42 protein-coding genes are annotated in these 24,917 nt (G+C 33.1%); all 42 read right to left on the bottom strand.

The genetic code is table 11. The annotated features are described in order from the left end of the window. Positions 1–70: 70 nt before the first annotated feature. Positions 71–484, bottom strand: a complete 414-nt coding sequence (glmS, locus tag B3630_RS07215; RefSeq protein ID WP_346896776.1) for a methylaspartate mutase subunit S — start codon at positions 482–484, stop codon at positions 71–73. 17 nt (positions 485–501) lie between these two features. After that, positions 502–1,473 carry a winged helix-turn-helix domain-containing protein gene (locus B3630_RS07210; protein ID WP_346896774.1) on the bottom strand — a complete coding sequence of 324 codons (972 nt, stop codon included), beginning with the start codon at positions 1,471–1,473 and terminating at the stop codon, positions 502–504. A 141-nt stretch (positions 1,474–1,614) separates the two neighbouring features. After that, positions 1,615–2,274: an N-acetylmuramoyl-L-alanine amidase CwlD gene (gene cwlD, locus B3630_RS07205; RefSeq protein ID WP_346896772.1), complete on the bottom strand. Its 660-nt coding sequence runs from the start codon at positions 2,272–2,274 to the stop codon at positions 1,615–1,617. 199 nt (positions 2,275–2,473) lie between these two features. Beyond that, positions 2,474–4,099, bottom strand: coding sequence for a Na/Pi cotransporter family protein (locus tag B3630_RS07200; protein ID WP_346896770.1), 1,626 nt, complete (start codon positions 4,097–4,099; stop codon positions 2,474–2,476). Between the two features lie 289 nt (positions 4,100–4,388). Next, on the bottom strand, positions 4,389–4,781 hold the full coding sequence (gene rpsI, locus B3630_RS07195) for a 30S ribosomal protein S9 (protein WP_035133359.1): 393 nt from the start codon (positions 4,779–4,781) through the stop codon (positions 4,389–4,391). 26 nt (positions 4,782–4,807) lie between these two features. Further along, positions 4,808–5,242, bottom strand: coding sequence for a 50S ribosomal protein L13 (gene rplM, locus B3630_RS07190; protein ID WP_035133357.1), 435 nt, complete (start codon positions 5,240–5,242; stop codon positions 4,808–4,810). 142 nt (positions 5,243–5,384) lie between these two features. Continuing rightward, positions 5,385–6,119, bottom strand: a complete 735-nt coding sequence (gene truA / locus B3630_RS07185; protein ID WP_346896768.1) for a tRNA pseudouridine(38-40) synthase TruA — start codon at positions 6,117–6,119, stop codon at positions 5,385–5,387. A gap of 26 nt (positions 6,120–6,145) precedes the next feature. After that, a complete protein-coding gene (locus B3630_RS07180) occupies positions 6,146–6,943 on the bottom strand; it encodes an energy-coupling factor transporter transmembrane component T (RefSeq protein ID WP_346896766.1) in 798 nt (265 codons plus the stop codon). A gap of 30 nt (positions 6,944–6,973) precedes the next feature. Continuing rightward, positions 6,974–7,828 carry an energy-coupling factor transporter ATPase gene (locus tag B3630_RS07175; RefSeq protein WP_346847797.1) on the bottom strand — a complete coding sequence of 285 codons (855 nt, stop codon included), beginning with the start codon at positions 7,826–7,828 and terminating at the stop codon, positions 6,974–6,976. Then, positions 7,813–8,742: an energy-coupling factor transporter ATPase gene (locus B3630_RS07170; RefSeq protein ID WP_346896764.1), complete on the bottom strand. Its 930-nt coding sequence runs from the start codon at positions 8,740–8,742 to the stop codon at positions 7,813–7,815. The genes B3630_RS07175 and B3630_RS07170 overlap by 16 nt, the downstream gene beginning before the upstream one ends. Positions 8,743–8,833: 91 nt before the next feature. Beyond that, positions 8,834–9,175: a 50S ribosomal protein L17 gene (gene rplQ, locus B3630_RS07165; RefSeq protein ID WP_035133348.1), complete on the bottom strand. Its 342-nt coding sequence runs from the start codon at positions 9,173–9,175 to the stop codon at positions 8,834–8,836. 12 nt (positions 9,176–9,187) lie between these two features. Then, positions 9,188–10,135, bottom strand: a complete 948-nt coding sequence (locus B3630_RS07160; protein WP_346896762.1) for a DNA-directed RNA polymerase subunit alpha — start codon at positions 10,133–10,135, stop codon at positions 9,188–9,190. 63 nt (positions 10,136–10,198) lie between these two features. Beyond that, on the bottom strand, positions 10,199–10,819 hold the full coding sequence (rpsD, locus tag B3630_RS07155; RefSeq protein ID WP_150845882.1) for a 30S ribosomal protein S4: 621 nt from the start codon (positions 10,817–10,819) through the stop codon (positions 10,199–10,201). Positions 10,820–10,838: 19 nt separating this feature from the next. Next, the gene (gene rpsK, locus B3630_RS07150) at positions 10,839–11,231 is read right to left on the bottom strand and encodes a 30S ribosomal protein S11 (RefSeq protein ID WP_035133342.1); all 393 of its coding nucleotides are present in this window, start codon (positions 11,229–11,231) and stop codon (positions 10,839–10,841) included. A gap of 15 nt (positions 11,232–11,246) precedes the next feature. Then, complete coding sequence (gene rpsM / locus B3630_RS07145) at positions 11,247–11,615, bottom strand: 30S ribosomal protein S13 (protein WP_150845881.1); 369 nt, start codon at positions 11,613–11,615, stop codon at positions 11,247–11,249. Positions 11,616–11,658: 43 nt separating this feature from the next. Beyond that, entirely contained in the window at positions 11,659–11,772 is a 114-nt protein-coding gene (rpmJ, locus tag B3630_RS07140; RefSeq protein WP_003373491.1) for a 50S ribosomal protein L36, read from the bottom strand. A gap of 15 nt (positions 11,773–11,787) precedes the next feature. Further along, positions 11,788–12,006, bottom strand: a complete 219-nt coding sequence (infA, locus tag B3630_RS07135) for a translation initiation factor IF-1 (protein ID WP_035133338.1) — start codon at positions 12,004–12,006, stop codon at positions 11,788–11,790. 8 nt (positions 12,007–12,014) lie between these two features. Beyond that, positions 12,015–12,296 (bottom strand): KOW domain-containing RNA-binding protein, encoded by a 282-nt coding sequence (locus B3630_RS07130; protein ID WP_346847798.1) that lies wholly within the window; start codon positions 12,294–12,296, stop codon positions 12,015–12,017. Between the two features lie 13 nt (positions 12,297–12,309). Further along, complete coding sequence (gene map / locus B3630_RS07125) at positions 12,310–13,056, bottom strand: type I methionyl aminopeptidase (protein ID WP_346896760.1); 747 nt, start codon at positions 13,054–13,056, stop codon at positions 12,310–12,312. Next, complete coding sequence (locus tag B3630_RS07120; protein ID WP_035133451.1) at positions 13,043–13,705, bottom strand: adenylate kinase; 663 nt, start codon at positions 13,703–13,705, stop codon at positions 13,043–13,045. Before B3630_RS07120 ends, map begins: the two co-directional genes overlap by 14 nt. Positions 13,706–13,730: 25 nt before the next feature. Then, positions 13,731–15,014: a preprotein translocase subunit SecY gene (gene secY / locus B3630_RS07115; RefSeq protein WP_346870693.1), complete on the bottom strand. Its 1,284-nt coding sequence runs from the start codon at positions 15,012–15,014 to the stop codon at positions 13,731–13,733. Further along, the gene (gene rplO, locus B3630_RS07110; protein ID WP_035133331.1) at positions 15,015–15,455 is read right to left on the bottom strand and encodes a 50S ribosomal protein L15; all 441 of its coding nucleotides are present in this window, start codon (positions 15,453–15,455) and stop codon (positions 15,015–15,017) included. 17 nt (positions 15,456–15,472) lie between these two features. Beyond that, on the bottom strand, positions 15,473–15,652 hold the full coding sequence (gene rpmD / locus B3630_RS07105) for a 50S ribosomal protein L30 (RefSeq protein ID WP_035133328.1): 180 nt from the start codon (positions 15,650–15,652) through the stop codon (positions 15,473–15,475). A gap of 12 nt (positions 15,653–15,664) precedes the next feature. Then, complete coding sequence (gene rpsE, locus B3630_RS07100; protein ID WP_035133326.1) at positions 15,665–16,162, bottom strand: 30S ribosomal protein S5; 498 nt, start codon at positions 16,160–16,162, stop codon at positions 15,665–15,667. A 17-nt stretch (positions 16,163–16,179) separates the two neighbouring features. Then, positions 16,180–16,542: a 50S ribosomal protein L18 gene (gene rplR / locus B3630_RS07095; RefSeq protein WP_150845878.1), complete on the bottom strand. Its 363-nt coding sequence runs from the start codon at positions 16,540–16,542 to the stop codon at positions 16,180–16,182. A 25-nt stretch (positions 16,543–16,567) separates the two neighbouring features. After that, on the bottom strand, positions 16,568–17,107 hold the full coding sequence (gene rplF / locus B3630_RS07090) for a 50S ribosomal protein L6 (protein ID WP_035133322.1): 540 nt from the start codon (positions 17,105–17,107) through the stop codon (positions 16,568–16,570). 23 nt (positions 17,108–17,130) lie between these two features. Beyond that, a complete protein-coding gene (rpsH, locus tag B3630_RS07085; protein WP_035133320.1) occupies positions 17,131–17,529 on the bottom strand; it encodes a 30S ribosomal protein S8 in 399 nt (132 codons plus the stop codon). A 32-nt stretch (positions 17,530–17,561) separates the two neighbouring features. Next, positions 17,562–17,747: a type Z 30S ribosomal protein S14 gene (locus tag B3630_RS07080; RefSeq protein ID WP_035133318.1), complete on the bottom strand. Its 186-nt coding sequence runs from the start codon at positions 17,745–17,747 to the stop codon at positions 17,562–17,564. A gap of 14 nt (positions 17,748–17,761) precedes the next feature. Continuing rightward, entirely contained in the window at positions 17,762–18,304 is a 543-nt protein-coding gene (rplE, locus tag B3630_RS07075; RefSeq protein ID WP_035133316.1) for a 50S ribosomal protein L5, read from the bottom strand. Positions 18,305–18,326: 22 nt separating this feature from the next. After that, positions 18,327–18,641: a 50S ribosomal protein L24 gene (gene rplX, locus B3630_RS07070; RefSeq protein WP_035133314.1), complete on the bottom strand. Its 315-nt coding sequence runs from the start codon at positions 18,639–18,641 to the stop codon at positions 18,327–18,329. Between the two features lie 17 nt (positions 18,642–18,658). After that, positions 18,659–19,027 carry a 50S ribosomal protein L14 gene (gene rplN / locus B3630_RS07065; protein WP_035133311.1) on the bottom strand — a complete coding sequence of 123 codons (369 nt, stop codon included), beginning with the start codon at positions 19,025–19,027 and terminating at the stop codon, positions 18,659–18,661. A 23-nt stretch (positions 19,028–19,050) separates the two neighbouring features. Further along, positions 19,051–19,305: a 30S ribosomal protein S17 gene (rpsQ, locus tag B3630_RS07060; protein WP_035133308.1), complete on the bottom strand. Its 255-nt coding sequence runs from the start codon at positions 19,303–19,305 to the stop codon at positions 19,051–19,053. A 21-nt stretch (positions 19,306–19,326) separates the two neighbouring features. Then, positions 19,327–19,539 (bottom strand): 50S ribosomal protein L29, encoded by a 213-nt coding sequence (gene rpmC, locus B3630_RS07055; RefSeq protein WP_035133305.1) that lies wholly within the window; start codon positions 19,537–19,539, stop codon positions 19,327–19,329. Continuing rightward, positions 19,529–19,972 (bottom strand): 50S ribosomal protein L16, encoded by a 444-nt coding sequence (rplP, locus tag B3630_RS07050; RefSeq protein WP_035133300.1) that lies wholly within the window; start codon positions 19,970–19,972, stop codon positions 19,529–19,531. Before rplP ends, rpmC begins: the two co-directional genes overlap by 11 nt. Positions 19,973–19,999: 27 nt before the next feature. After that, on the bottom strand, positions 20,000–20,665 hold the full coding sequence (rpsC, locus tag B3630_RS07045) for a 30S ribosomal protein S3 (protein WP_150845876.1): 666 nt from the start codon (positions 20,663–20,665) through the stop codon (positions 20,000–20,002). 16 nt (positions 20,666–20,681) lie between these two features. Beyond that, positions 20,682–21,017, bottom strand: a complete 336-nt coding sequence (rplV, locus tag B3630_RS07040) for a 50S ribosomal protein L22 (RefSeq protein WP_150845875.1) — start codon at positions 21,015–21,017, stop codon at positions 20,682–20,684. Between the two features lie 22 nt (positions 21,018–21,039). Continuing rightward, the gene (gene rpsS / locus B3630_RS07035; RefSeq protein WP_035133294.1) at positions 21,040–21,321 is read right to left on the bottom strand and encodes a 30S ribosomal protein S19; all 282 of its coding nucleotides are present in this window, start codon (positions 21,319–21,321) and stop codon (positions 21,040–21,042) included. A 62-nt stretch (positions 21,322–21,383) separates the two neighbouring features. After that, positions 21,384–22,217 carry a 50S ribosomal protein L2 gene (gene rplB, locus B3630_RS07030; RefSeq protein ID WP_035133291.1) on the bottom strand — a complete coding sequence of 278 codons (834 nt, stop codon included), beginning with the start codon at positions 22,215–22,217 and terminating at the stop codon, positions 21,384–21,386. A 52-nt stretch (positions 22,218–22,269) separates the two neighbouring features. Then, the gene (gene rplW, locus B3630_RS07025) at positions 22,270–22,566 is read right to left on the bottom strand and encodes a 50S ribosomal protein L23 (RefSeq protein WP_150845873.1); all 297 of its coding nucleotides are present in this window, start codon (positions 22,564–22,566) and stop codon (positions 22,270–22,272) included. Continuing rightward, entirely contained in the window at positions 22,566–23,186 is a 621-nt protein-coding gene (gene rplD, locus B3630_RS07020; RefSeq protein ID WP_035133287.1) for a 50S ribosomal protein L4, read from the bottom strand. The genes rplW and rplD overlap by 1 nt, the downstream gene beginning before the upstream one ends. Positions 23,187–23,203: 17 nt before the next feature. Beyond that, on the bottom strand, positions 23,204–23,833 hold the full coding sequence (gene rplC, locus B3630_RS07015) for a 50S ribosomal protein L3 (RefSeq protein ID WP_346896758.1): 630 nt from the start codon (positions 23,831–23,833) through the stop codon (positions 23,204–23,206). A 107-nt stretch (positions 23,834–23,940) separates the two neighbouring features. After that, entirely contained in the window at positions 23,941–24,249 is a 309-nt protein-coding gene (rpsJ, locus tag B3630_RS07010) for a 30S ribosomal protein S10 (RefSeq protein ID WP_035133283.1), read from the bottom strand. Between the last annotated feature and the right edge of the window lie 668 nt (positions 24,250–24,917).

The raw sequence follows: 24,917 nt of genomic DNA, 5'->3' as shown, positions 1-24,917 counted from the left end.
CCAGCTCTCTATTAAAACTCCAAGTAAAATCTACTTTAGTTAGTTAATTAGTTAGTTTATGTGGTTATGTCTATTCTATTCCTAAATCATCTTTTAAGTCATGTATAGTAGTGTCTATACTTGTTCCTGGTGGGTAAACTCTATTAAAGCCCATTGCTTTAAATCTTGAATAAACTTCATCCCAATCCTGTTTACCTACAACTATGTTACCACCAACATAGATAAGGATATCTTTTAATCCTGATTCATCACACTTTTCTCTTAAGCCTCTACAGTCAATCTCTCCATGTCCATAAAGAGAAGAAACAATTATTGCATCAGCATTTGTTTCCACTGCAGCATTTATAAAGTCTTCTTGTGGTGATAGCACACCAATATTGATAACCTCAAACCCTGCTTCTGTTAATGCATAATCCATGATTTTGTTACCTACAGCATGACAATCTGCTCCAATAACACCAAGAACTAATGTCTTCTTTTCCATTTTTAATTCCTCCTGAATTAATTTTTTTGATACTTTAATTCTACAATTTTTGACTTAAGTGCCTTCACTGATGTAGAGTCTAATTTGTAAGAAAATTCTATAAGCTCTTTATTTTCATGATTAAGCTTACAAACATCCTTATATCTACCTGGAGTTACTATTAGTACCTCCGATTTATCAATTATGTGTTTTAATTTAGCTTCTTCAGCCATACTAAAATACTCAACTGATAAATCTGAAAGACCCGCATTATCAAGTGCTGACTTAATTTTAAATATAAACTCTTCAGATAAACAAATGAAAGTAAATTTTGTTCCTGAAGGATGTCTAGCGATTCTTACAATGGATTCTAGATTAGGGCTTACTGCTACTCCTAGTATTTCCTTGTTAAAGCCTTTTAAAAATCCATCTACATCATTTACATGATTGAAAGGTGATATAATTACTTCACAAGTCGAAAGCTTGTCCTTTGTGTCGTCACTCATTTTTTCTAAGTCCGTTAAAGTAAATGGTATCGTATTCATACTTGTTATTGATGTTATTTCTTTACTAAACATTCTCGCTTGCTCAATATTACATTCTACAAATGCTGAAGTAACTTTATTCATAACATCCTTCTTCTCACTAACCCTATTTGTTACTATATCTAAAAAATCATCTGGATCTATACCACATTCTAAAGCTTCTTCTAGAGCTAAATCCACAAACTTATTTATCTTCCTTCTGCTATCATAACTTTGCCAGGATACTACTTCTTCTGCTACGAAAGTTCCTTTTCCTCGAATAGATTTTAATACTCCCTTAGCTTCTAGTTCATTATAGGCAGCGCTAATGGTATTTCTACTAACTACTAACTCTTGAGACAATTCTCTTTCTGTCGGCATTTTACTTCCAACTCTCAAAGTTCCATCTTTTATAAGATGCATTATTTGTTTTTTTACTTGGATATAGAGAGGTATCCCATTTTTTTTATCAATTGTAATGTTCAAAATCTCATCTCCTGACCCTTTGGACCAATGGCTTAATCCAATCCTTAACCATAATATCATATGGACTAATCATTTGCAATTTTACATTCTTGTATATTCTATAAAGAGCCTACCTTTTATAGAAAAAGTAGGCTCTTATCTTTAATTTGCTCCTTCTTTCAAGTAAATGCTTATAGATTCAGCTAACGCATCTGCAATTTTCTTTTGATATTCTTCATCCTTTAACTTTTGATATTCTTCAAGATTACTTAGAAATCCGCACTCTACAATTACTCCTGCCATATTATCATTTCCTCTCAGTACTTTATATTGAGTGCCTGCAGCCTTTGCTTTCCTCTTATTGGACTGGTCCAATTTATCTTTTAATGTACCTTGCATGATATTTGCTAATCTTTCGCTTCCTTCATAATTTGAGTACCATACTTGAGCACCCTTACAATATGATTCTGGAAATGTATTTAGATGTATACTAACAAATATGTCACACTTTGTTTCTTCCTTCAAACTTACTCTTTTATTTAAGTCTTCATATTTTTTCTCCTTTACTGATTTTCCTTCAGTATAAAGTCCTACATCCTCTGTTCTTGTAAATTCAACCTTATATCCTTGACTTTTTAAATTTGAACCTAAGAGCAGTCCAATATTTAGGTTTATATCCTTTTCTGTAGTTCCATCTTTAGATGAAGCACCTCCATCTATTCCTCCGTGTCCTGGATCAATTAGTATTACTTTATTTTTTTCTTGTTCTGATTCAGCATTTTTATAAGTTGTAACCACCTTGTTTACATTAATTACAGACATGCATATGAATCCTAAAATAATTACTATAAGTATTGATATTAATTTAGTGTTCTTAATGGTTTCCCCCACCTTTTTTTATTACTCTGTAATTATACTTATTCATAAATTCATACTATTATTCTTTTACCTATATAATAAAAAACCTTTTGGATACATATTATCCAAAAGGTTTTACATAAGCTATAAAATACTATTAATTCTAATTTTCATATATTATTTCAGCTATATTTATTGAGTGATCACCTATTCTTTCTAAATTACTTATCAAATCCAAGAAAATTGTTCCCACTACAGCATTACATACACCAGTGTTTAATCTCTTTATGTGTGATGCTCTTAGTTCTTTTTCTAGAGAGTCTATTCTTTCTTCTATTCCCCTTATCCCTGCTGCTTTTTCTCTATTATAACTTTTAAAACACTCTATACTCATTTCTACTGCACTTATAGTATAGTCAAACATACCTTTTATTTCATTCATAGCATCTGGAGAAAAATTTAATCTTTTTGTGATTCTCTCACTAGCAAGATCTGCAATATTCTCTGCATGATCTCCTATACGCTCAATATCATTTACCACATGGAAATATGCAGCTAGTTCTGCTCTCTGTTCATCACCTAAATCTGAGTTAGATAACTTAACTAAATATTTTGTTATATCATGTTCTAATAGATTAATTATCTTTTCATTATTATATGCTGCCTTTATTAGCTCTTCATCGCCTTGTAAAAAAGAATTCATAGCTACTTTTAAATTTTCCTTTGCCTTCTCACCCATTCTCACTATTTCATTAGTTGTTTGGCCAAAAGCTATTGCTGGAGTCTCTAGCAATCTTTCGTCTATATATTTTACACCTGGTACATCTTTTTCATCTTCACCAGGAATTATCTTATTAACAAATGAAACAAGATATTTAATTAAAGGAAGTAATAGTAATGTATTTACCACATTAAATATAGTGTGAGCATTTGCTATTTGTCTTGGTATAGCTTCTACTCCTGAATTGGGACTTATTGCTAAAACTATATTTGCTAAGAATGAAACTGGTATAATTAAGAATATAACAGCTCCTATAAGGTTAAATAACAAATGAATTACCGCTGCTTTTTTTGCCGTTATTGAAGTTCCTATGCTAGATATTAATGCTGTTACACATGTACCAATGTTATTACCTAATAATATTGGTATTGCTACTGTTAATGGTAAGCTTCCTGTAGATGCTAATGCTACCAGTATACCAGTAGAAGCTGATGAACTTTGAAGAACAGCTGTCATCATCATTCCTATTAAAAGCCCTAATATAGTATGTCCTTCTAATTTTAGTATTAAATTTGTAAAGAATACTGAGTCCTTAAGCGGTGACATTGCACTTGACATAAGTTTTAATCCTAAAAATAATATACCAAATCCAAGAATAATTTGACCCACTTCTTTTACTTTTCTTTTGTTGCAAAAAAGTATCATAACTGCACCAATGGCTAAAAATACAGGTGCAAAAGCATCAAATTTAAATGTTATTAATTGGGCTGTTATTGTAGTACCAATATTAGCTCCCATTATAACAGATGTTGCTTGATATAAATTCATAAGTCCTGCATTAACAAATCCAACAACCATTACTGTAGTAGCACTACTACTTTGAATAATAGCAGTGACAATGGTACCTGTTAGCACACCTTTCACTGGATTAGATGTTATCCTGTCAAAAATACCCTTCAGTTTATCTCCTGCTGCATTTTCAAGACCATCCCCCATAAGCTTCATCCCATATAGAAAAAGTCCTAATCCTCCTAAAAGGTTAATAATCAAAAATATGATATTATACATCAATTTACCTCCTACAATAAATCTCATTCAACAATATGTACTTTTTCTTTGTCCATTAAAATTCCATACTAATAATACACTATAATTAAAAATATGTTAATACTTATTTACATATTTAACATGAATTTAACATAGCTTTTTATAAGTATATTAGGTAATGTTATAATTTAAACTTCACTAATGATTATATATAAAATGGATTTACCTAAAAAAATTACACAATATAAAAATAAGGAGTATATNNATATACTCCTTATTTTTATATAACATACAGTTGTATGTACAAATACTATCTTTTTGAGAATTGAGAAGCTCTTCTTGCTTTTTTAAGACCGTATTTCTTTCTTTCTTTCATTCTTGGGTCTCTTGTTAAGAATCCAGCTTTCTTAAGTTCTGGTCTTAAGCTCTCATCAGCTTTTAATAAAGCTCTTGATATTCCGTGTCTGATAGCTCCAGCTTGACCTGTGTATCCACCACCGTGTACATTAACTAAAACGTCAAATTTGTCTTTAGTTCCTGTTAATACTAATGGTTGGTTAACTATGAATTTTAATGTATCTAATCCAAAGTAGTTATCCATATCTCTTTTATTTATTACAACTTTACCTTCACCAGGTACAAGTCTTACTCTAGCAACTGATTTCTTTCTTCTACCTGTTCCAAAATGTTGAACTTTTGCCATTATTTATTCCTCCTTACAATACTATATTAGTATTTTAATTCTAATACTTCTGGTTTTTGAGCATGATTTTTGTGCTCTGGTCCTCTGTAAACTGTTAGCTTCTTAGCCATTTGTCTTCCAAGAACTCCTTTTGGAAGCATTCTTCTTACAGCTTCTTCAAATACGAATTCTGGTTTCTTAGCTAATGCTTCTCTGTAAGGGATCTCTTTTAATCCGCCTGGGTATAATGAGTGATGTCTTAACATTTTTTGATCTAATTTCTTTCCTGTTAAAACAATTTTCTCTGCATTTACAACTATTACGTGATCTCCAGTATCTACATTTGGAGTAAATTCTGGTTTATTTTTACCTCTTAATATAGAAGCTATTTGACTTGCAGCTCTACCTAAAGTCATTCCTTCAACGTCTACTACATACCATTTTCTTTGTATTTCACTTGGTTTAGCTAAGTATGATTTCATCTTACTACCTCCCTGATTTTTAACAATTATAATTCTATGGATAAAGATCCGGGGCTAATGGATCTTACACACAAATATTTATTATACGAACAAAATTCATTATAATACAATTTCCCGGGTGTGTCAATGATTTTCACTATTATTAATAATAAACTTCAATTAAACACAAACCTTGGGGTGAACATGTTTTGCCTGCTTTTTTTCGATCTCTACTTAATATTATTTTAGGTATATCTTCTGCTTTTATTTTTCCATTTCCTGCATCTATAAGCGTTCCTATCATAATTCTTGCCATATTATATAAAAATCCATCAGCAGCTATATATACTTTGATATAGTGTTCGTTCTTAACTATATCAACTTTACTAATAGTTCTTGTAGTCGTTTTAACCGAACTTCCAATATTCCTAAAAGCCTCAAAATCATGAGTTCCTATAAAAAATTTTGCAGCATCCTTCATTATCTCTATATCTAAACTCTTTCTATAGTGATATGAAAAATTTCTACATATGGGCATTCTTACTTCTGTATTTAGTATTGTATAGCAATACATCTTCCCTTTTGAATCATATCTAGCATGAAAATCATCATGAACTTGTGAGGACTTAATTACAGATATATCTTCAGGTAACACATGATTTAATGCTTCTCTAAACTTTTCTACAGGAATATTACTATTAGTCTTAAAATTACACACGTATCCTTTAGCATGGACTTTACTATCAGTTCTGCTACAGCCAATGACTTCAACTTTGTCCCCAGTGATCTTAGAAATTGCATTTTCAACTGTTCCTTGAACGGTTTCTCCCTTAGGCTGTTTTTGCCACCCCATATAATTAGTTCCATCATATTCTAGTATTAACTTAATGTTTTTCATATATATATCCCTTTATTCTACTACATCTAAAATCTCATATATATAACTATTATAGTTAATGCAGACATAACAATCATTCCTACATAATCTCTCGAAGTTACTTTTAGTATCTTCATTCTAGTTCGTCCTTCTCCACCTCTATAGCATCTAGCTTCCATTGCCATTGCTAATTCATCAGCCCTTCTAAATGAGCTAATAAATAGCGGTACAAGTAGTGGTATAAGGCTTTTAGCTCTATTCACTATACTTCCACTTTCAAAATCTGCACCCCTTGCCTTTTGAGCCTTCATTATTTTATCAGTCTCATCCATTAAAGTAGGTATAAATCGTAGTGCTATAGTCATCATCATGGCAAGTTCATGAGCTGGTACACCAATTTTCTTAAATGGTCCTAGTAATTTTTCTATTCCATCAGTAAGTTCTATTGGTGATGTAGTTAATGTTAATAGAGATGTTCCTATAATAAGAAAAGTAAGTCTTAATATCATGAATATAGCTGTTACTATACCTTCTTTATATATTTTAACAAATCCCCATTGCCATAATAGTATGTTACCTCTAGTTAAGAACACATTAAATAGTGCTGTTATTATCATTAATATAAATATAGGCTTTAATCCCTTATATATATATCTAAATTGAATCTTAGACACAATTATAGCCATCATTGTAAATACAAAAATAACAATATATCCTGAGAACTCTTTTATTAAAAATAAGTCTATTATAAAGAGTAAGGAAAATAGTATTTTTACCCTAGCATCTAATTTATGGACAAATGACTCTCCAGGTATATATTGGCCTATGGTAATATCTTTAATCATATTTACTCCTCCACAACTTTATAAAAGAGCCTAGTTTTTTGCTAGTATCTTAAGTAATTCTTTTTTAGCTTGTTCTAATGTGAAAATATCATCAGGTAATTCAAATCCAACCCTTCTTAATTCTCGCATAAGATATGTTACCTGTGGAACTGCAAGACCTACATTTTCTAATGTATCCACTTCTTTGAATATTTCTTGTGGTGTACCATCTAATACACATTTTCCTTCATCCATTACTAATATACGGTCTGCAACCTTTGCCACATCCTCCATGCTATGAGATACAAGAATTATAGTCATGTTATAGGATTTATGAAGTTTATATAGTTCTCCTAGAATTTCATCTCTCCCCTTAGGATCTAATCCAGCTGTTGGTTCATCTAATATTAAAACCCTTGGTTCCATAGCTACAACTCCAGCTATTGCTACTCTTCTTTTTTGTCCTCCACTTAGGTCAAATGGAGATTTATTTCTGTAAGTTTCATAGTCTAAACCTACCATGTCCATGGCTCTTTTAGTTCTTGCTAAAGCTTCCTCATCATTAAGCCCTAAATTCTTAGGCCCAAACATTATATCCTTTTCTATTGTTTCCTCAAAAAGTTGATACTCTGCATATTGGAATACTAATCCAACTTTTTTTCTTATGTCTGTAAGCTTAACTCCACTAGCAGTAATATCTACACCATCAACAAATATTTTTCCTTGGTTAGGTTTTAATAACCCGTTCATGTGTTGTATCAAAGTAGATTTACCTGAGCCTGTATGTCCAATGAGGGCTACAAATTCGCCATCATTTATATTCACATTAACATTACTAAGGGCAACCTTTTCAAAGGGAGTTTTAGCCATATATATATGAGTTAAATTTTCTATTTTAATTGACATAATTCTCTCACCATCTCATCTATAGTTAATATATCCGATTTTATATTAACACCTGATTTATTTAATTCATAAGCCAATTCTGTCATTTGTGGTACATCCAAACCTAAGTTTTTCATAATTTCTACATTTTGAAATACTTCTCTTGGCTTTCCTTCTACTATAACTTTTCCTGAATCCATAACATATATCTTATCTGCTGCAACAGCTTCTTCCATAAAGTGTGTTATGTATACTATTGTAATCCCATTGTTTTTATTTAAATCCATTATTGTATTTATAACTTCTTTTCTTCCAGATGGATCAAGCATAGCTGTTGGCTCATCTAATACTATACATTCAGGCATCATAGCTAATATACCAGCAATAGCTACACGTTGCTTTTGACCCCCAGATAAAAGATGTGGTCCATGTTTCTTATAATCATACATTTTTACTCTCTTAAGTGACTCATCTACTCTTCTTCTTATCTCCTTAGGTTCTACGCCTAAATTTTCTGGTCCAAAAGCTACATCCTCTTCTACTATGGTTGCAACAATTTGGTTATCAGGGTTTTGAAAAACCATACCCGCTTTGCTTCTTACATTCCATATGTTTTCTTCTTTGCTAGTATCATATCCAGATACACTAATTTTGCCCTCTGTTGGAATTAAGAGTGCATTTATATGTTTTGCAAAAGTAGATTTTCCTGATCCATTATGACCTAATACAACTACAAACTCACCCTTATTAATGGTAATATTAACACCATCTATAGCCAATTTTATATTACCTTCACTATCCGGAGGATAAGTATATCTCAAGTTTTCACTAATAACTTCTGATACTTTTTCACTGGATGAATTTAAATTATCTATTTTATCAATTTCATTAAGCTTTTCAATTTGATTATCTCTAAAATTTATATTAGTTTCCATCAATTATCCCTCCATTAGAGAGTTACTATCTAATGCTCAATTTTATAACAAAACGGGGACTAAGTTAGCCTTACTTAATCCCCTTGAATTATTATACTAATTCTAATACAACAACCTCTGCTCCGTCGCCTCTTCTAGGTCCCATTTTCATTATTCTAGTGTATCCACCATTTCTCTCAGCGTACTTTGGAGCTACGTTATCAAATAAATTCTTAACAACATCCTCTTCTGTAACAAATGCAAGCACTTGTCTTCTAGCATGAAGATCTCCTCTTTTAGCTAAAGTTATCATTTTCTCAGCTAATCTTTTAGTTTCTTTTGCTCTAGCTTCAGTTGTTTCAATTCTACCGTGCTTTAAGAAACTAGTCGTAAGATTTCTAAGCATTGCCATTCTTTGATCAGTTGGACGTCCTAACTTACGTTGCTGTGCCATCTCTATACCTCCTTACTCCTCGCTAGGTTTGAATCCCAATCCTAAGCCTTCAAGTTTTTGCTCAACCTCTTCAAGAGATTTCTTTCCTAGGTTTCTTACCTTCATCATATCATCCATTGATTTTTCTGTTAACTCTTGAACAGTATTAATACCAGCTCTCTTTAAGCAGTTAAAGCTTCTAACAGATAAATCTAGTTCTTCTATAGTCATTTCTAGAACTTTTTCTTTCTTATCTTCTTCTTTTTCTATCATTATTTCAACATTATCTGCATGATCAGTTAATGTCATAAATAGTTTAAAGTGTTCAATAAGAATTTTAGCTGATAAACCAATAGCTTCATCAGGTCTAATAGTTCCATTTGTCCAAATTTCTATAGTTAATTTATCATAATCTGTGATCTGTCCTACTCTTGTATTCTCAACTGTAAAGTTAACTCTTTTAACTGGAGTATATATTGAATCAACAGGTATAGTTGATATTGGCTTATCATCAGTTTTGTTCTTATTTTGAGAAACATAACCTCTACCACTATTAATATTTATCTCCATAAATAACTTTCCACCATCATCTAGGGTAGCAATATGAAGATCCTTATTAACTACTTCAACATCTCCGTCCACTTTAATATCTGCTCCTGTAACTTCACCAGGACCTTCAGCATCAATATATATTGTTCTTGGGCCCTCACCAGACATCTTAAGTGCTAATTCCTTTATATTTAGAATTAACTCAGAAACATCTTCTTTAACTCCATGTATAGTTGAAAATTCGTGTAAAACACCATCAATTTTAATCGAATTAGCAGCAACTCCAGGTAGTGAAGAAAGAAGAATTCTTCTTAATGCATTACCTAAAGTTATTCCATAACCTCTTTCTAATGGTTCAACAACAAATTTGCCATATGTACCATTTTCAGCGGTTTCAATACATTCTATTTTTGGCTTTTCAATTTCTAACATTTATAACCCTCCTTTTAAATTTAGTGGTTTTTTTATATCGAGGGCAACTGATTACATTATTGACTATTTACTGTATAACTCAACGATTAATGTTTCATTAACAGGAACGTCTATGTCTTCTCTTGCTGGTATTGAAGCAACCTTACCTTCAAATGATTCAATATTTCCTTCTAACCAAGTTGGTAGAGTTTTTGGATTTTCAGCAAAAACTTTGAATTTTTCAGAAGATCTGCTTTTTTCTCTAACTGATATAACATCTCCAGCTTTAACAGAGTAAGATGCGATATCTACTTTTTTACCATTTACTAAGAAATGTCCGTGGTTTACTAATTGTCTAGCTTCAACTCTTGAGCTTCCGTATCCTAATCTATAAACAACGTTATCTAATCTTAATTCTAGGAATTTTAATAGGTTTTCACCTGTAATTCCTCTTTGCTTTTCAGCTTTCTCATAGTACTTTCTAAATTGTCCTTCTAGAACTCCATATATTCTCTTAGCTTTTTGCTTTTCTCTTAATTGAGTTCCATAGTTTGACATTTTCTTTCTGCTTTGACCGTGTTGACCTGGTGCATAACCTCTTCTAGTAAAAGCGCACTTCTCAGTGAAGCATCTGTCACCTTTAAGGTTAAGCTTAAGGCCCTCTCTTCTACAAAGTCTGCATGTAGCGCCTGTGTATCTTGCCATTCATTACACCTCCTGTTAATTAAACTCTTCTTCTTTTTGGTGGTCTACATCCATTGTGTGGAATTGGAGTTACATCTTTGATTAAAGTAACTTCTAATCCTGCAGCTTGAAGTGATCTTATAGCCGCTTCTCTACCTGCTCCTGGACCTTTAACATAAACTTCTATGCTTTTTAAACCATGTTCCATCGCTGCTTTAGCTGCTGTTTCAGCTGCCATTTGAGCTGCAAATGGAGTACTTTTTCTTGAACCTCTAAATCCTAATCCACCAGCACTTGCCCATGACAATGCGTTTCCAGCTGCATCAGTAAGTGTAACGATGGAATTATTGAAAGTAGATTTTATGTGTGCAGCGCCGTGCTCAACATTTTTTCTTTCTTTTTTTCTTCTACTTCTAACTTTCTTTTGAGCCATTATATTCCCTCCTTACTATTTCTTCTTGCCTGCTATAGTCTTCTTAGGACCTTTTCTTGTTCTTGCATTAGTCTTAGTCTTTTGACCTCTAACTGTAAGACCTTTTCTATGTCTTATTCCTCTATAACATCCTATTTCTTTAAGTCTCTTTATATCTAAGGCAACTTTTCTTCTAAGATCACCTTCAACCATTAAGCTCTTATTTACATAATCTCTTAATGTATTTACTTCATCTTCAGTTAAATCCTTGATTCTAGTATCAGGATTCACTCCTGTAGCTTCAAGTATTTCATGAGATTTTGGTAGTCCTATACCAAATATATAAGTTAGACCTATCTCAACTCTTTTTTCTTTTGGTAGGTCAATACCTGCAATTCTTGCCATCTACAATCTACACCTCCTAAGTATCACTACTTATTTATTTTCATTAACCTTGTTTTTGTTTATGTTTAGGATTTTCACAGATAACCATTACTCTTCCTTTTCTTTTTATGACTTTACATTTTTCACATATAGGTTTAACTGATGGTCTTACCTTCATAGCTAACCCTCCTTATTACTTATCTCTCCAAGTTATTCTCCCACGAGTCAAATCATATGGAGAAAGTTCTACTGTAACCTTATCTCCTGGTAAAATTCTTATAAAGTTCATTCTTAACTTTCCAGAAATATGAGCAAGTATCTTGTGCCCACTCTCTAATTCAACTTGGAAAGTTGCATTAGGTAGAGTTTCTAAAACAACACCTTGCATTTCAATTATATCATCTTTTGACATAAGGGTAATCAAACCTCCTCTATTATATCCTCAACCTGCAAAAATTTTCTTATTTTAGAATTACTGATCTTTCCATCAGATAAGATAGCACTTCTAATATCTTCAGCCAAAACATTTGTAAAAGATAAATGTTTAATTTTCTTTTTCTTTGGCCTATCAATTTTTCTAAGGTCTCCATCTGAAATATAGACATACTCATCGTCTATTATACCAATAATGATAAAGTATTTTCCTTTATCTCTTCCTGATTTTGAATGTACTACCTTACCTAAAAGGCTGTCATCATCCACATTAGTCACCTCATTAGCTCAAAGTTAGTATTTCTACACCTTCATTAGTTATTGCTATAGTATTTTCATAATGGGCAGATAACTTTCCATCACTAGTCACTACAGTCCAACCATCTGGCTTAATTTTAACTTTGTAATTTCCCATGTTTATCATAGGTTCAATTGCAAGTACTACACCGTGTACTAACTTAGGACCTTTACCAGCAGTGCCGTAATTAGGAACTTGTGGGTCTTCATGCATAGAAGTTCCTATGCCGTGTCCAACAAAATCCCTAACCACAGAATATCCAAAACTCTCAGCATACTTTTGAATTGCTGCTGAAATATCGGTAAGTCTGTTCCCCACTACTGCTTTTTCAATGCCCTTAAAGAAAGATCCTTTAGTGACATCTATTAGATGTTGTGCTTCCTTAGAAATATTTCCTACTGGAAAAGTTCGTGCAGCATCACCATGATAGCCATTAAGTATCGCTCCACAATCAACACTGATTATATCTCCTTCAACTAATACGGTGTCATTCGGGATACCATGTATTACTACATCATTTACTGATGCACATATTGATCCTGGAAATCCTCCATATCCTTTAAAAGAAGGTATAGCTCCTTGTGCTAATATAAATTCTTCAGCAAGTTTATCAATTTCTGCAGTGGTTATTCCTGGTTTTATTACCTTTTGAATCATTGCTAGGGTATCGGCAACAACCTTACCAGCACTCCTCATATATTCTAGTTCTGTATCACTCTTAATATTCATCACTATTTATCGCTCCTAAGATACCACAGATATTCTTAAAAACATCATTAATAGCTTGCGTTCCATCAACCTCTGCTAATAGATTTTTCTCTCTATAGTATTCTATTAACGGTTGTGTTTGTGCATCATATATTTCAAGTCTTTCACTTACTGTCGCTTCATTATCATCTGCTCTTTGTATTACAACGCTACCGCAAACGTCGCATTTTCCATCGTTTTTAGTAGGATTATATTTTACGTGATAACTAGCTCCACAAGTAGTACATACACGTCTTCCTGTCATTCTATCTATAATAAAACCCTTAGGAACTTCAATCAATAAGGCAGTGTCTAGTTTTAAACTCATTTCTTTAAGTAAAACTTCTAAAGCCTCTGCTTGATTTACAGTCCTTGGATAACCATCTAGTAAAAATCCATTTTTGCAGTCATCCTGCTTTAATCTATCTTTAATTAAATCGATAGTTAATTCATCTGGTACTAGATGACCTTTATCTATATATTTTTTAGCTTCAATCCCTAAAGGCGTTGCTTGAGAGATATTATATCTAAAAATATCTCCAGTAGATATGTGTGGTATAGAGTATTTATTACAGATTGACTTTGCCTGAGTTCCTTTTCCGGCTCCAGGAGGACCTAATAAAATAACTCTCACTAGTATCAACTCCAAATTAAAATTTTTATTTAAGGAACCCTTCATAATGTCTCATTACTAGCTGAGATTCTAATTGTTTCATAGTATCTAAAGATACACCAACTAAAATTAGTAAACTAGTTCCACCAAATGAAACTCCCTTAAAATTACTGAATATAGCTGCTAATATAGGTACTATAGCTATAATTCCAGCAAATGTTCCACCTAAAAGGGATATTCTTGTCAAAATCTTCTCTAAGTAAATTTCAGTTTTTTCACCTGGTCTTATACCTGGAATAAATCCTGATGATTTATTCATATTCTCTGCCATCTCATCTGGTTTGAAAGTAATTATAGTATAGAACCAAGCAAAGAATAGTACTAATAAAAAGTATGCTACTACATATTTCATAGTATCTTGCTGAAATATACTCCAAGAACTCTTATTAACAAATACCGCAAAGGAAGATTCAGGCCATATTTGTGCTATAACCGCTGGAAATTGCATTACTGACATACCAAAGATTATTGCCATAACTCCAGAAGAATTTAATCCTATTGGAATATGTGATGATTGACCTTTTATAACTTTTCTTCCTATTGCTTTACCGGCATATTGCACTGGAATTCTTCGTTCTGCTAAATTTATAACAATTACTGTAATTAATAAAGCTAAAGCTACTGCTACGAATATTACAACCTCTACCGGACTAACTTCTCCTGTTTTAAGAAGCCCTGCTATTTGATAAGCTGTTTGTGGTAGTGAAGATATTATATTTACAAATATAATAACAGAAACACCACTTCCAATTCCATGTACTGAAATTTGTTCACCTATCCATACTAACAAGGCTGTACCTGTTGTCATTGTTAGTATTATTAGTAAAAGGCCCATTGAACCTTCTATCAATATAGCTCCTGAGCTTTTAATTAAGGCATATGCTGCATATGCTTGAATAACAGCAAATACCAGAGCTGCATATTTAGTATAGTTCTGTATTTTTTTTCTTCCTTCTTGACCTTCTTTAGAAAGTTGTTCTAAATAAGGAATTGCAATTGTAAGTAATTGAATTATAATCGATGCATTGATGTACGGAGTAACACCTAAAGCAAATATACTAAACTTACTAAAAGCTCCTCCTGCAATCATGTCATAGAAACTTAGAAGGGAACCAGAATTACTACTAACTAAAGTTGCAATCTTACTAGCATCCACTCCTGGTACTGGGATAAACACACCCATTCTAAAAATTACCACTATCATTAATGTAAATAGTATTCTTTTTCTTAGCTCAGGAACTCTCCAAGCGTTTCGTAGGGTTGATAACATCTATATCACCTCAACTTTTCCTCCTGCCGCTTCAATCTTCTCTGCTGCAGCTTTGGAAATCTTATTAGCTTTAACAGTTAATTTCTTTTCAATGTTACCATTTCCAAGAATCTTTATCCCATCGTTTACTCTCTTAGCCATTCCAGATTCACGAAGTAACTCTGGAGTAACTACAGTTCCATCCTCAAATATGTTTAGTCTATCTACGTTTATACAAGTATATTCTTTAGCAAATATATTTGTAAATCCTCTCTTAGGTAGTCTTCTATATAAAGGCATTTGACCTCCCTCAAACCCTGGTCTTACACCGCCACCAGATCTTGAGTTTTGTCCTTTTTGACCTTTTCCAGCAGTTTTACCCCAACCTGAACCAGTACCTCTACCGATTCTCTTAGGAGATTTTTTTGCACCTTCTGCAGGTCTTAACTCATGAAGTCTCATATTTACACCTCCTTAGTTTAAGCTTCTTCTACTTTTAGTAGGTAACTTACTTTATTAATCATACCTCTGATCTGAGGAGTCTCCTCGTGCTCAACAGTTTTACCTATTTTTCTTAATCCAAGAGCCTCTACAGTAGCAATATGATCTTTTTTTCTACCAATTAAACTCTTTACTAATGTTAATTTAACTTTAGCCAAGGTTTTCCCCTCCTATCCTAGAATTTCTTCAACAGTTTTGCCTCTAAGTTTTGCAACTTGCTCTGCTGTTCTTAATTTTGATAATCCATCTATAGTTGCGCTAACCATATTTCTTGGGTTATTTGAACCTAATGATTTAGCTCTAACGTCTTTTAATCCTGCAAGCTCAAGTACTGCTCTTGCTGGACCTCCAGCGATAACACCTGTTCCTTCTGAAGCTGGCATTATGTGAACTGTACCAGTTCCAAATTTACCATCTATAGTATGAGGAACTGTAGTTCCATCTAATTCAACTTTAACGATGTTCTTTTTAGCATCTTCGATACCTTTTCTAATTGCTTCTGGTATTTCGATAGATTTTCCCATTCCAACACCAACGTGTCCGTTCTCATCACCAACAACTACTAGTGCGCTGAATCTGAAGTTTCTACCACCTTTAACAACCTTAGCAACTCTGTTTATGTGTACAACTTTCTCTTTAAGATCAAGTGTGCTAGGATCTATTTTCATGTGTGTACCTCCTTTTTTTAGAATTTAAGTCCTGCTTCTCTTGCACCTTCTGCAAGCATTTGTACTCTTCCGTGGTATACATATCCACCTCTATCGAATACAACTTCAGTAATTCCTGCTTCTATTGCTTTTTTAGCTACTACTTCACCAACTAGTTTAGCAGCTTCCTTATTGCTACCAACTTTTAGAGAAAAGTCTTTATCTAAACTAGATGCAGCAACTAATGTTCTTCCAGCAACATCATCTATAATTTGAGCGTATATGTTCTTTTCACTTCTGAACACTGCAAGTCTTGGTCTTTCAGCTGTTCCATGAATCTTCTTACGTACTCTTAAATGACGTCTTTCTCTTGATAGCTTTCTATCAGCTTTATTGAACATGAAATTCTCTCCTTTCTAATAGCTATTATTTACCAGTCTTACCTTCCTTACGTCTGATAACTTCATCAGAGTACTTAATACCCTTTCCTTTGTAAGGCTCAGGTTTTCTCCAAGTTCTTATATCAGCTGCAACTTTACCAACTAATTCCTTGTCGATTCCTTTTACTACTATAGTATTAGCATCTGTTAATTCAAATGTAATTCCATCTACAGCAGCTATTTCAACTGGGTGTGAGAATCCTAGGTTTAAAGTTAATCCCTTACCTTTTGCTGTTGCTCTATATCCAACACCAACTAATTGTAATGTCTTAGCGAAACCATTAGTTACTCCAATTACCATATTATTTAATAATGCTCTAGTTAATCCGTGTAGAGCTCTATGTTCTTTTATATCGCTTGGTCTTGTAACGACCACTTGATTATCCTCTATAGCTATGTTTATATTCTTCACCATTGTTCTAGTTAATTCTCCTTTAGGTCCTTTAACTGTAACAACGTTGTCTGGCGTTACTGTAACAGATACACCAGCTGGTATAGCTATTGGAAGTCTTCCTACTCTTGACATAATCGCACCTCCTTGTTCATAAACTACCAGATGTAGCAGATAACTTCTCCACCTAATCCTAATTTTCTAGCTTCTCTATCAGAAACTAATCCTTTAGAAGTTGATATTATTGCAACTCCTAATCCATTTAAAACTTTAGGGATATCATCCTTACCACTATAAACTCTTAGTCCTGGTTTAGATATTCTCTTAAGTCCTGTTATAACTCTCTCTTTATTTTGGCCATATTTCATGCTAAGTCTTAACATTGAAACAGTTCCATCTTGATATTCTTCTATATTTTTAATATATCCTTCTTGAAGCATAATATTTGCTATGCCTTTCTTTATTGTTGAAGAAGGAACTTCTACTATTTCATGTCTAACAATATTTGCATTTCTTACACGTGTTAGCAAATCTGCTATCGGATCAGTCATATTCATTAATTGTGCCTCCTTTCGCTATGATCTGTATATTACCAGCTTGCCTTTTTGCATCCAGGAATTTGTCCTTTATAAGCAAGTTCTCTGAAACATATACGGCAAATACCAAATTTCTTTAAGACAGAATGTGGTCTTCCACATAATCTGCATCTAGAGTATTCTCTAGTTGAATATTTCGGTTCTTTTTTCCACTTTTCTATTAAAGCTTTACGTGCCAAGTCATTCCCTCCTTTTATTGAGCAAATGGCATTCCAAGGAATCTTAATAATTCTCTTGCTTCCTCGTCTGTCTTTGCAGTAGTTACAAATATTATATCCATTCCTCTTACTTTATCAATTTTATCATATTCTATTTCAGGGAATATTAATTGTTCTTTTATTCCTAAAGCATAATTTCCTCTTCCATCAAAAGACTTAGTAGGAACGCCTCTGAAGTCTCTAACTCTTGGTAATGCTATATTCATTAATTTGTCCGCAAATTGGAACATCTTATCTTTTCTTAATGTAACTTTACATCCAATTGCCATGTTATCTCTTATTTTAAAGTTGGCAACTGATTTCTTTGCTCTAGTTAATACAGCTTTTTGTCCAGTGATTAATTGCATATCACTTACAGCAGCATCTAAAACTTTAGAGTTATCTTTAGCTTCGCCAACTCCCATATTTATAACTATTTTTTCAAGTCTAGGTACTTGCATTATATTTTTGTATCCGAACTTATCCATCATAGCTGGTATTACTTCACTATTGTATTTCTCTTGTAGTCTTGTAACCATTTGTTAAACCTCCTTTCGCGAATTAAAATGTTTCTCCGCACTTTTTGCAAACTCTAACCTTTGTACCATCATCAAGTACTTTATTGCTTATTCTAGTTACGCTCTTACATTTATCGCAATATAGCATAACTTTTGAACTGTTAATAGCTGCTTCAAAGTTAACTATTCCACCTTGCATATTTTGTCTGTTTGGTTTTTGATGTTTAGTTACTACGTTAACGCCAGCAACTACAACTTTTCCAGTCTTAGGATAAACAGCTAAAACTTCTCCAGTTTTACCTTTATCTTTTCCAGAGATAACCATAACAGTGTCTTTCTTTCTAACATGAACTTTCATCTTTGCTACCCCCTATCCTATAGTACTTCAGGTGCTAGTGACAATATTTTATTATATTCTTTATCTCTTAGCTCCCTAGCAACAGGTCCGAAGATACGAGTTCCTTTTGGATTCTTATCGTCTTTTATAATAACAGCTGCGTTCTCATCAAATCTGATATAAGTCCCGTCTGCTCTTCTCAAACCTTTAACTGATCTAACAATAACTGCTTTTACTACGTCACCTTTTTTAACAACTCCACCTGGTGTTGCACTTTTAACGCTAGCAACAATTACGTCTCCGATGTTTCCCCATTTTCTTTTGGAACCACCGAGTACTCTAATACACATTATTTCTTTAGCACCAGAGTTATCCGCTACTTTTAATAATGTTTGTTGTTGTATCATGTAAATACCCTCCCTTCAGTTAACTATTTAGCTCTTTCCATGATTTCAACAAGTCTCCATCTCTTATCCTTAGATAATGGTCTTGTTTCCATTATTAATACTCTATCGTTAACTTTTGCTTCATTATTTTCATCATGAGCCTTAAATTTAGTTGTTCTATTAACTGTTTTTCCATATAATGGATGTCTAACTTTAGTTTCAACAGCAACAACAATTGTCTTATCCATTTTGTCAGAAACTACTCTTCCGATTCTACTTTTTCTATTTCCTCTTTCCACAAGATGAACCTCCTTTCAGTATTACTGCTCACAAGCCCTTAATTCTTCTTCTCTAAGGATGGTTTTAATTTGGGCTATAGACTTCTTAACCTGTTTAATTCTCATTGGGTTTTCTAACTGTCCTGTAGCTAACTGAAATCTAAGGTTAAATAATTCTGATTTAAGATCAGATAATTTTACATTTAAATCTTGAGGAGTACTTTGTCTCAACTCTTTCAATTCATTAGCCTTCATTGATTTCACCACCCATTTCCTCAAAATCTCTTCTAGTAACAAATTTGGTTGTTACTGGTAATTTGTGAGACGCAAGTCTCATAGCTTCCCTAGCAGCTTCTTCAGATACTCCAGATATTTCAAATAATACTCTACCTGGTTTAATTACTGCTACCCAGTACTCTGGTGAACCTTTACCAGATCCCATACGTGTTTCAGCTGGTTTTTCAGTTACTGGCTTATCAGGGAAGATTTTTATCCAAACCTTTCCTCCTCTTTTAACGTATCTATTTATAGCTATTCTGGCAGATTCGATTTGGTTGCTTGTAATCCAACCGCACTCTGTTGCTTGTAAAGCATAATCTCCATAAGCGATGAAGTTACCTCTTGTAGCTTTACCTCTCATTCTACCACGTTGTACCTTACGATGTTTAACTCTTTTAGGCATTAACATGTCAAATTCCTCCTTCCTTACACGTTATTATGAGTTACTTTCTTCCTTCTGAACTTTCTTAGTTGGAAGAACCTCACCTTTATACACCCAAACTTTTACACCAATTTTACCATAGATTGTATTAGCTTCTGTAAATCCATAGTCAATATCAGCTCTTAAAGTTTGTAGTGGGATTGTTCCCTCATGATACTGCTCTGTTCTTGCGATTTCAGCTCCGCCTAATCTTCCTGAACATGCAGTCTTAACTCCTTTAACACCTGTTCTCATAGCTCTTTGAATTGTTTGTTTCATAGCTCTTCTGAAAGATATTCTCTTTTCTAATTGAGCTGCTATGTTTTCAGCCATTAATTGTGCATTGTTTTCTGGTGTTTTAACTTCTACTATGTTAATTAAAACAAATTTATCTTTAACAACTTCTTTTAATGCAACTTTAAGTTCTTCTATACTTTGACCGCCTTTTCCTATAACCATTCCAGGTTTTGCGGTATGTATATTTATTTTAACTCTTTTAGCTGCTCTTTCTATCTCAATTTTAGATATTCCAGCAGTGAATAATCTTTTCTTTATATATTCTCTGATAGCATTATCTTCAACTAAGTTATCTGCAAAATTTTTCTTGTCTGCATACCATTTAGCGTCCCAATCCTTGATAACACCAACTCTTAGGCCGTGTGGATGTACTTTTTGACCCACTCTATATCCCTCCTTCTTATGCTCTTTCTTTAACTACTATAGTTATATGGCTAGTTCTTTTTAAAATTCTGAATGCTCTACCTTGAGCGTGTGGTCTAAATCTCTTTAATGTTGGACCTGCACCTGTATGAGCCTCTGCAACATATAATCTATTTCTGTCTAAATTAAAATTGTTTTCTGCATTCGCAACAGCTGATTTCAATAATTTATTAATAACAACAGCTGCATCTTTTGGAGTATATTGTAATATAGCGAAAGCTTCATTTACATTCTTATCTCTTATAAGGTCAAGAACAATCCCAACTTTCATAGGAGACATTCTTACATATTTAGCTATAGCTTTAGCTTCCATTGGTAATTTCCTCCTTCCCGTACTATCTCATTCTACTTGATTTTTCCTTCGCGATATGACCTTTAAAAGTTCTAGTCAAAGCGAACTCTCCAAGTTTATGTCCTACCATATCTTCTTGAACATATACTGGAACGTGTTTTCTTCCATCATGTACAGCAATTGTGTGTCCTATCATTTGAGGAAAAATTGTAGAGCTTCTTGACCAAGTCTTTATAACTTTCTTTTCGCCAGCTTTGTTCATTTCTTCTATTTTATTTAGAAGAGACTCTTTTACAAAAGGTCCTTTTTTAATTGATCTACTCACTATTAGTGGCCTCCCTTCATGTAAAGTAGTTATAATCAGAAGAGAATTTATTTCTCTTCTAACTATTTACTATTTCTTTTCTTAACAATAAATTTGTCAGAGTATTTCTTAGTTTTTCTAGTTTTGTATCCAAGAGCTGGTTTACCCCATGGAGTACGTGGACTAGCATGACCTACTGGAGATTTACCCTCTCCACCTCCGTGTGGATGGTCATTAGGGTTCATTACAGATCCTCTTACTGTTGGTCTGATACCCATATGTCTCTTTCTTCCTGCTTTACCTATATTAACAATTTCATGAGTTAAGTTTGAAACTGTTCCTATTGTAGCTCTGCAGTTTACTCTTACATATCTAACTTCTCCGCTTGGTAGTCTTACTTGAGCATAAGCTCCTTCTTTAGCCATTAATTGAGCTGAAGAACCTGCTGATCTAACAAGTTGAGCACCTTTTCCTACTTGTAATTCAATATTATGAATTATTGTACCTACTGGTATGTTAGTTATTGGAAGTGTATTTCCAACTTTAATATCTGCATCTGATCCAGATACTACAACATCTCCAACTTTTAATCCAACTGGAGCTATTATGTATCTCTTTTCACCATCTGCATATACAACTAATGCGATGTAAGCTGATCTATTTGGATCGTACTCGATAGTTGCAACTTTAGCTGGTATACCATCTTTAGTTCTTTTAAAATCTATTAATCTATATTTTTGTTTCGCTCCACCACCGTGGTGACGAACAGTAATTTTACCTTGAGCATTTCTACCACCAGTTTTTTTCTTACTTACAAGAAGTGACTTTTCAGGTACATCTGTTGTTATTTCCTCAAATGAAGCCATAGTCATATTTCTTCTTGAAGGTGTGGTAGGGTTAAATTTTTTAACTGCCATTAGGTTTCCCTCCCTTTTCGCTTATCTGGCTCTAGCCAATAAATGCGTTATATTATTGCATTCCTTCAAAGAATTCAATTGTTTTGCTGTCAGCTGCTAATTTAATAACTGCTTTTTTGAAATCAGCTCTTTTTCCAATGTGAACTCCAACTCTTTTAGTTTTACCTAAATTTCTTAGAGTTTTAACATCTTCAACTTTTACTCCGAAAACTTCTTCAACAGCTTTTTTTATTTGAACTTTGTTTGCGTGTATGTCAACGATGAAAGTGTATTTTCTTTCTGCCATAGCAGCCATACTTTTTTCAGTTATAACAGGTTTTCTTATTATATCATAACTAGTCATTTTCATTATGCATACACCTCCTCAATTTTTGATACAGCATCTCTAGTAATCATTAAGTTTTCATACTTTAATATGTCGTAAACATTTATGTTGTTTACAGGCACTACAGCTACTCCTGGAATGTTTCTTGCTGATTTATAAACATTCTCATTAGACTCAGCTACAACTATTAATGTTTTTTTAGTTTCAAAAGCATTAAGAACTTTTACCATATCTTTAGTTTTTGGTGCATCGAAAGCTAAGCTTTCCAATACTATCATTTCATTATCTTGTACTTTTGAAGTTAAAGCTGATTTCATAGCTACTCTTCTCATACTCTTTGGAACTGAAACTCTGTAATCACGTGGTTTTGGTGCAAATACGATACCCCCGTGAATCCATTGTGGAGCTCTTATAGAACCTTGTCTTGCTCTTCCTGTTCCTTTTTGTCTCCAAGGCTTAATTCCTCCGCCTCTTACTTCAGCTCTTGTCTTAGCACTTTGAGTTCCTTGTCTTTTATTAGCTAATTGAGCTAACACAACTTGGTGCATTGCTTCAACACTAACTTCTACTCCGAAAATGCTATCATTTAATTGAATTTCTCCAACTTCTTTTTTCTCAGTGTTATACACTTTTACTGTAGGCATTCTGCATCCTCCTTTCCTTATGCTTTAACAGCGTTTCTTATTACTACTAAACCTTTGTTTGGTCCTGGTATTCCGCCTTTTATAAGAATAATATTCTTTTCAGGTATTACTCTTACTACTTCTAGATTTAATACTGTAGTATTAACATTTCCCATATGACCAGGCATTTTTTTATTTTTAAATGTTCTTGATGGATCTGATGATGCTCCCATTGAACCTACCGCTCTATGGAATTTAGAACCGTGGCTCATTGGTCCTCTGTGGAAGTTCCATCTTTTGATTACGCCAGCGAAACCTTTTCCTTTAGATATTCCAGATACGTCAATTTTATCTCCTGCTGCGAAGATTTCTGCTTTTATTTCAGAACCTACTTCGTAAACACTTGTATCCTCTAATCTAAATTCTTTTATGTGTCTTCTTACAACAACACCTGCTTTTGAGAATTCACCTTTCTTAGGTTTATTCACTAACTTTTCTCTTATATCTCCAAATCCAACTTTTATGGCTTCATATCCATCATTTTCTACTGTTTTCTTTTGGATTACTACACATGGACCAGCTTCTACAACTGTTACAGGTACTACTCTTCTATTTTCATCAAATATTTGAGTCATTCCTAATTTTTTACCCATTATAGCTTTTTTCATTTAAATACACCTCCTACTTATTAGCGGACCACATAGTGATCATAATAGTTAGTAATAGTTTTTCTATTACCCGTACATCATAGTTCAATTTCATGTACTATGTACGATTATAATTTTATTTCGATATCTACACCTGCTGGTAAGTCTAATCTCATTAATGCATCAACAGTTTTTGGTGATGGACTTAATATATCGATTAGTCTTTTATGAGTTCTGATTTCGAACTGCTCTCTTGAATCTTTGTATTTGTGTGGAGCTCTTAGAACAGTTATTACATCTTTCTCAGTTGGTAGTGGTACTGGACCAGCTACTTTAGCCCCTGTGTTTTTAGCAGTCTCAACAATCTTTTCTGCTGATTGATCTAGTATTGTGTGATCAAACGCTTTTAATCTGATTCTGATTTTTTGTTTTGACATTTCATTCCCTCCTTTTCATCGCACGCTATTACTTCTTACGCGCAACAGCGGAAGTTCTGTAAACTGCTCCTGGCGTTTCTTGTTTTAAGAAACACAGCAACACCACAGACCCCGTCGCCCAATTCATGATTGAGCATGCTCGGTTAAGAATTCCCCCGGAAGCCCGGCAACCTCTTACCTCATCGCTGTTACCATATTGCAACTTCTATAGTATACATTATTTTGTTAGCTTTGACAAGAGTTTTTATTCATTTTTTACTCTTGTAAATTTTTAATATCTTTAATTTTCTTTAATAAAAATATTATACATTTAATATGTAGCCTTACTAACTATTTGTTTATATAATTGCCTAAAATTCAGAATATATAAAACTATTAGTAAAGTTTTTTTATTTTTGATTAAATATACTATAGAAGTTATGTTTATGTATAGTACATCATATAACATTTAAATTCAATAAGTAAAATAATGAAAAATCTATTATTATAGATTTTTCTCCTACAATATATATAATTTATATTTCATTATTGTATATATTGTAGGAAAAGTTATTTAGATATAAAAAAAGAGAGATAGGCGTCCCCATCTCTCTTTTTACCTAGGTTTTATTGTGCACATTTCCTTTTCAGGATAATAAATAATTTATTATTTTAAATCTTAATTATTC

The sequence above is a fragment of the Clostridium sp. UBA7503 genome (assembly GCF_002477055.1).
In the GTDB taxonomy this organism is placed as follows: domain Bacteria; phylum Bacillota; class Clostridia; order Clostridiales; family Clostridiaceae; genus Clostridium_J; species Clostridium_J sulfidigenes.
Note: the sequence above shows the minus strand (reverse complement) of the source record. Positions and strands in the feature narration are given on the sequence as shown.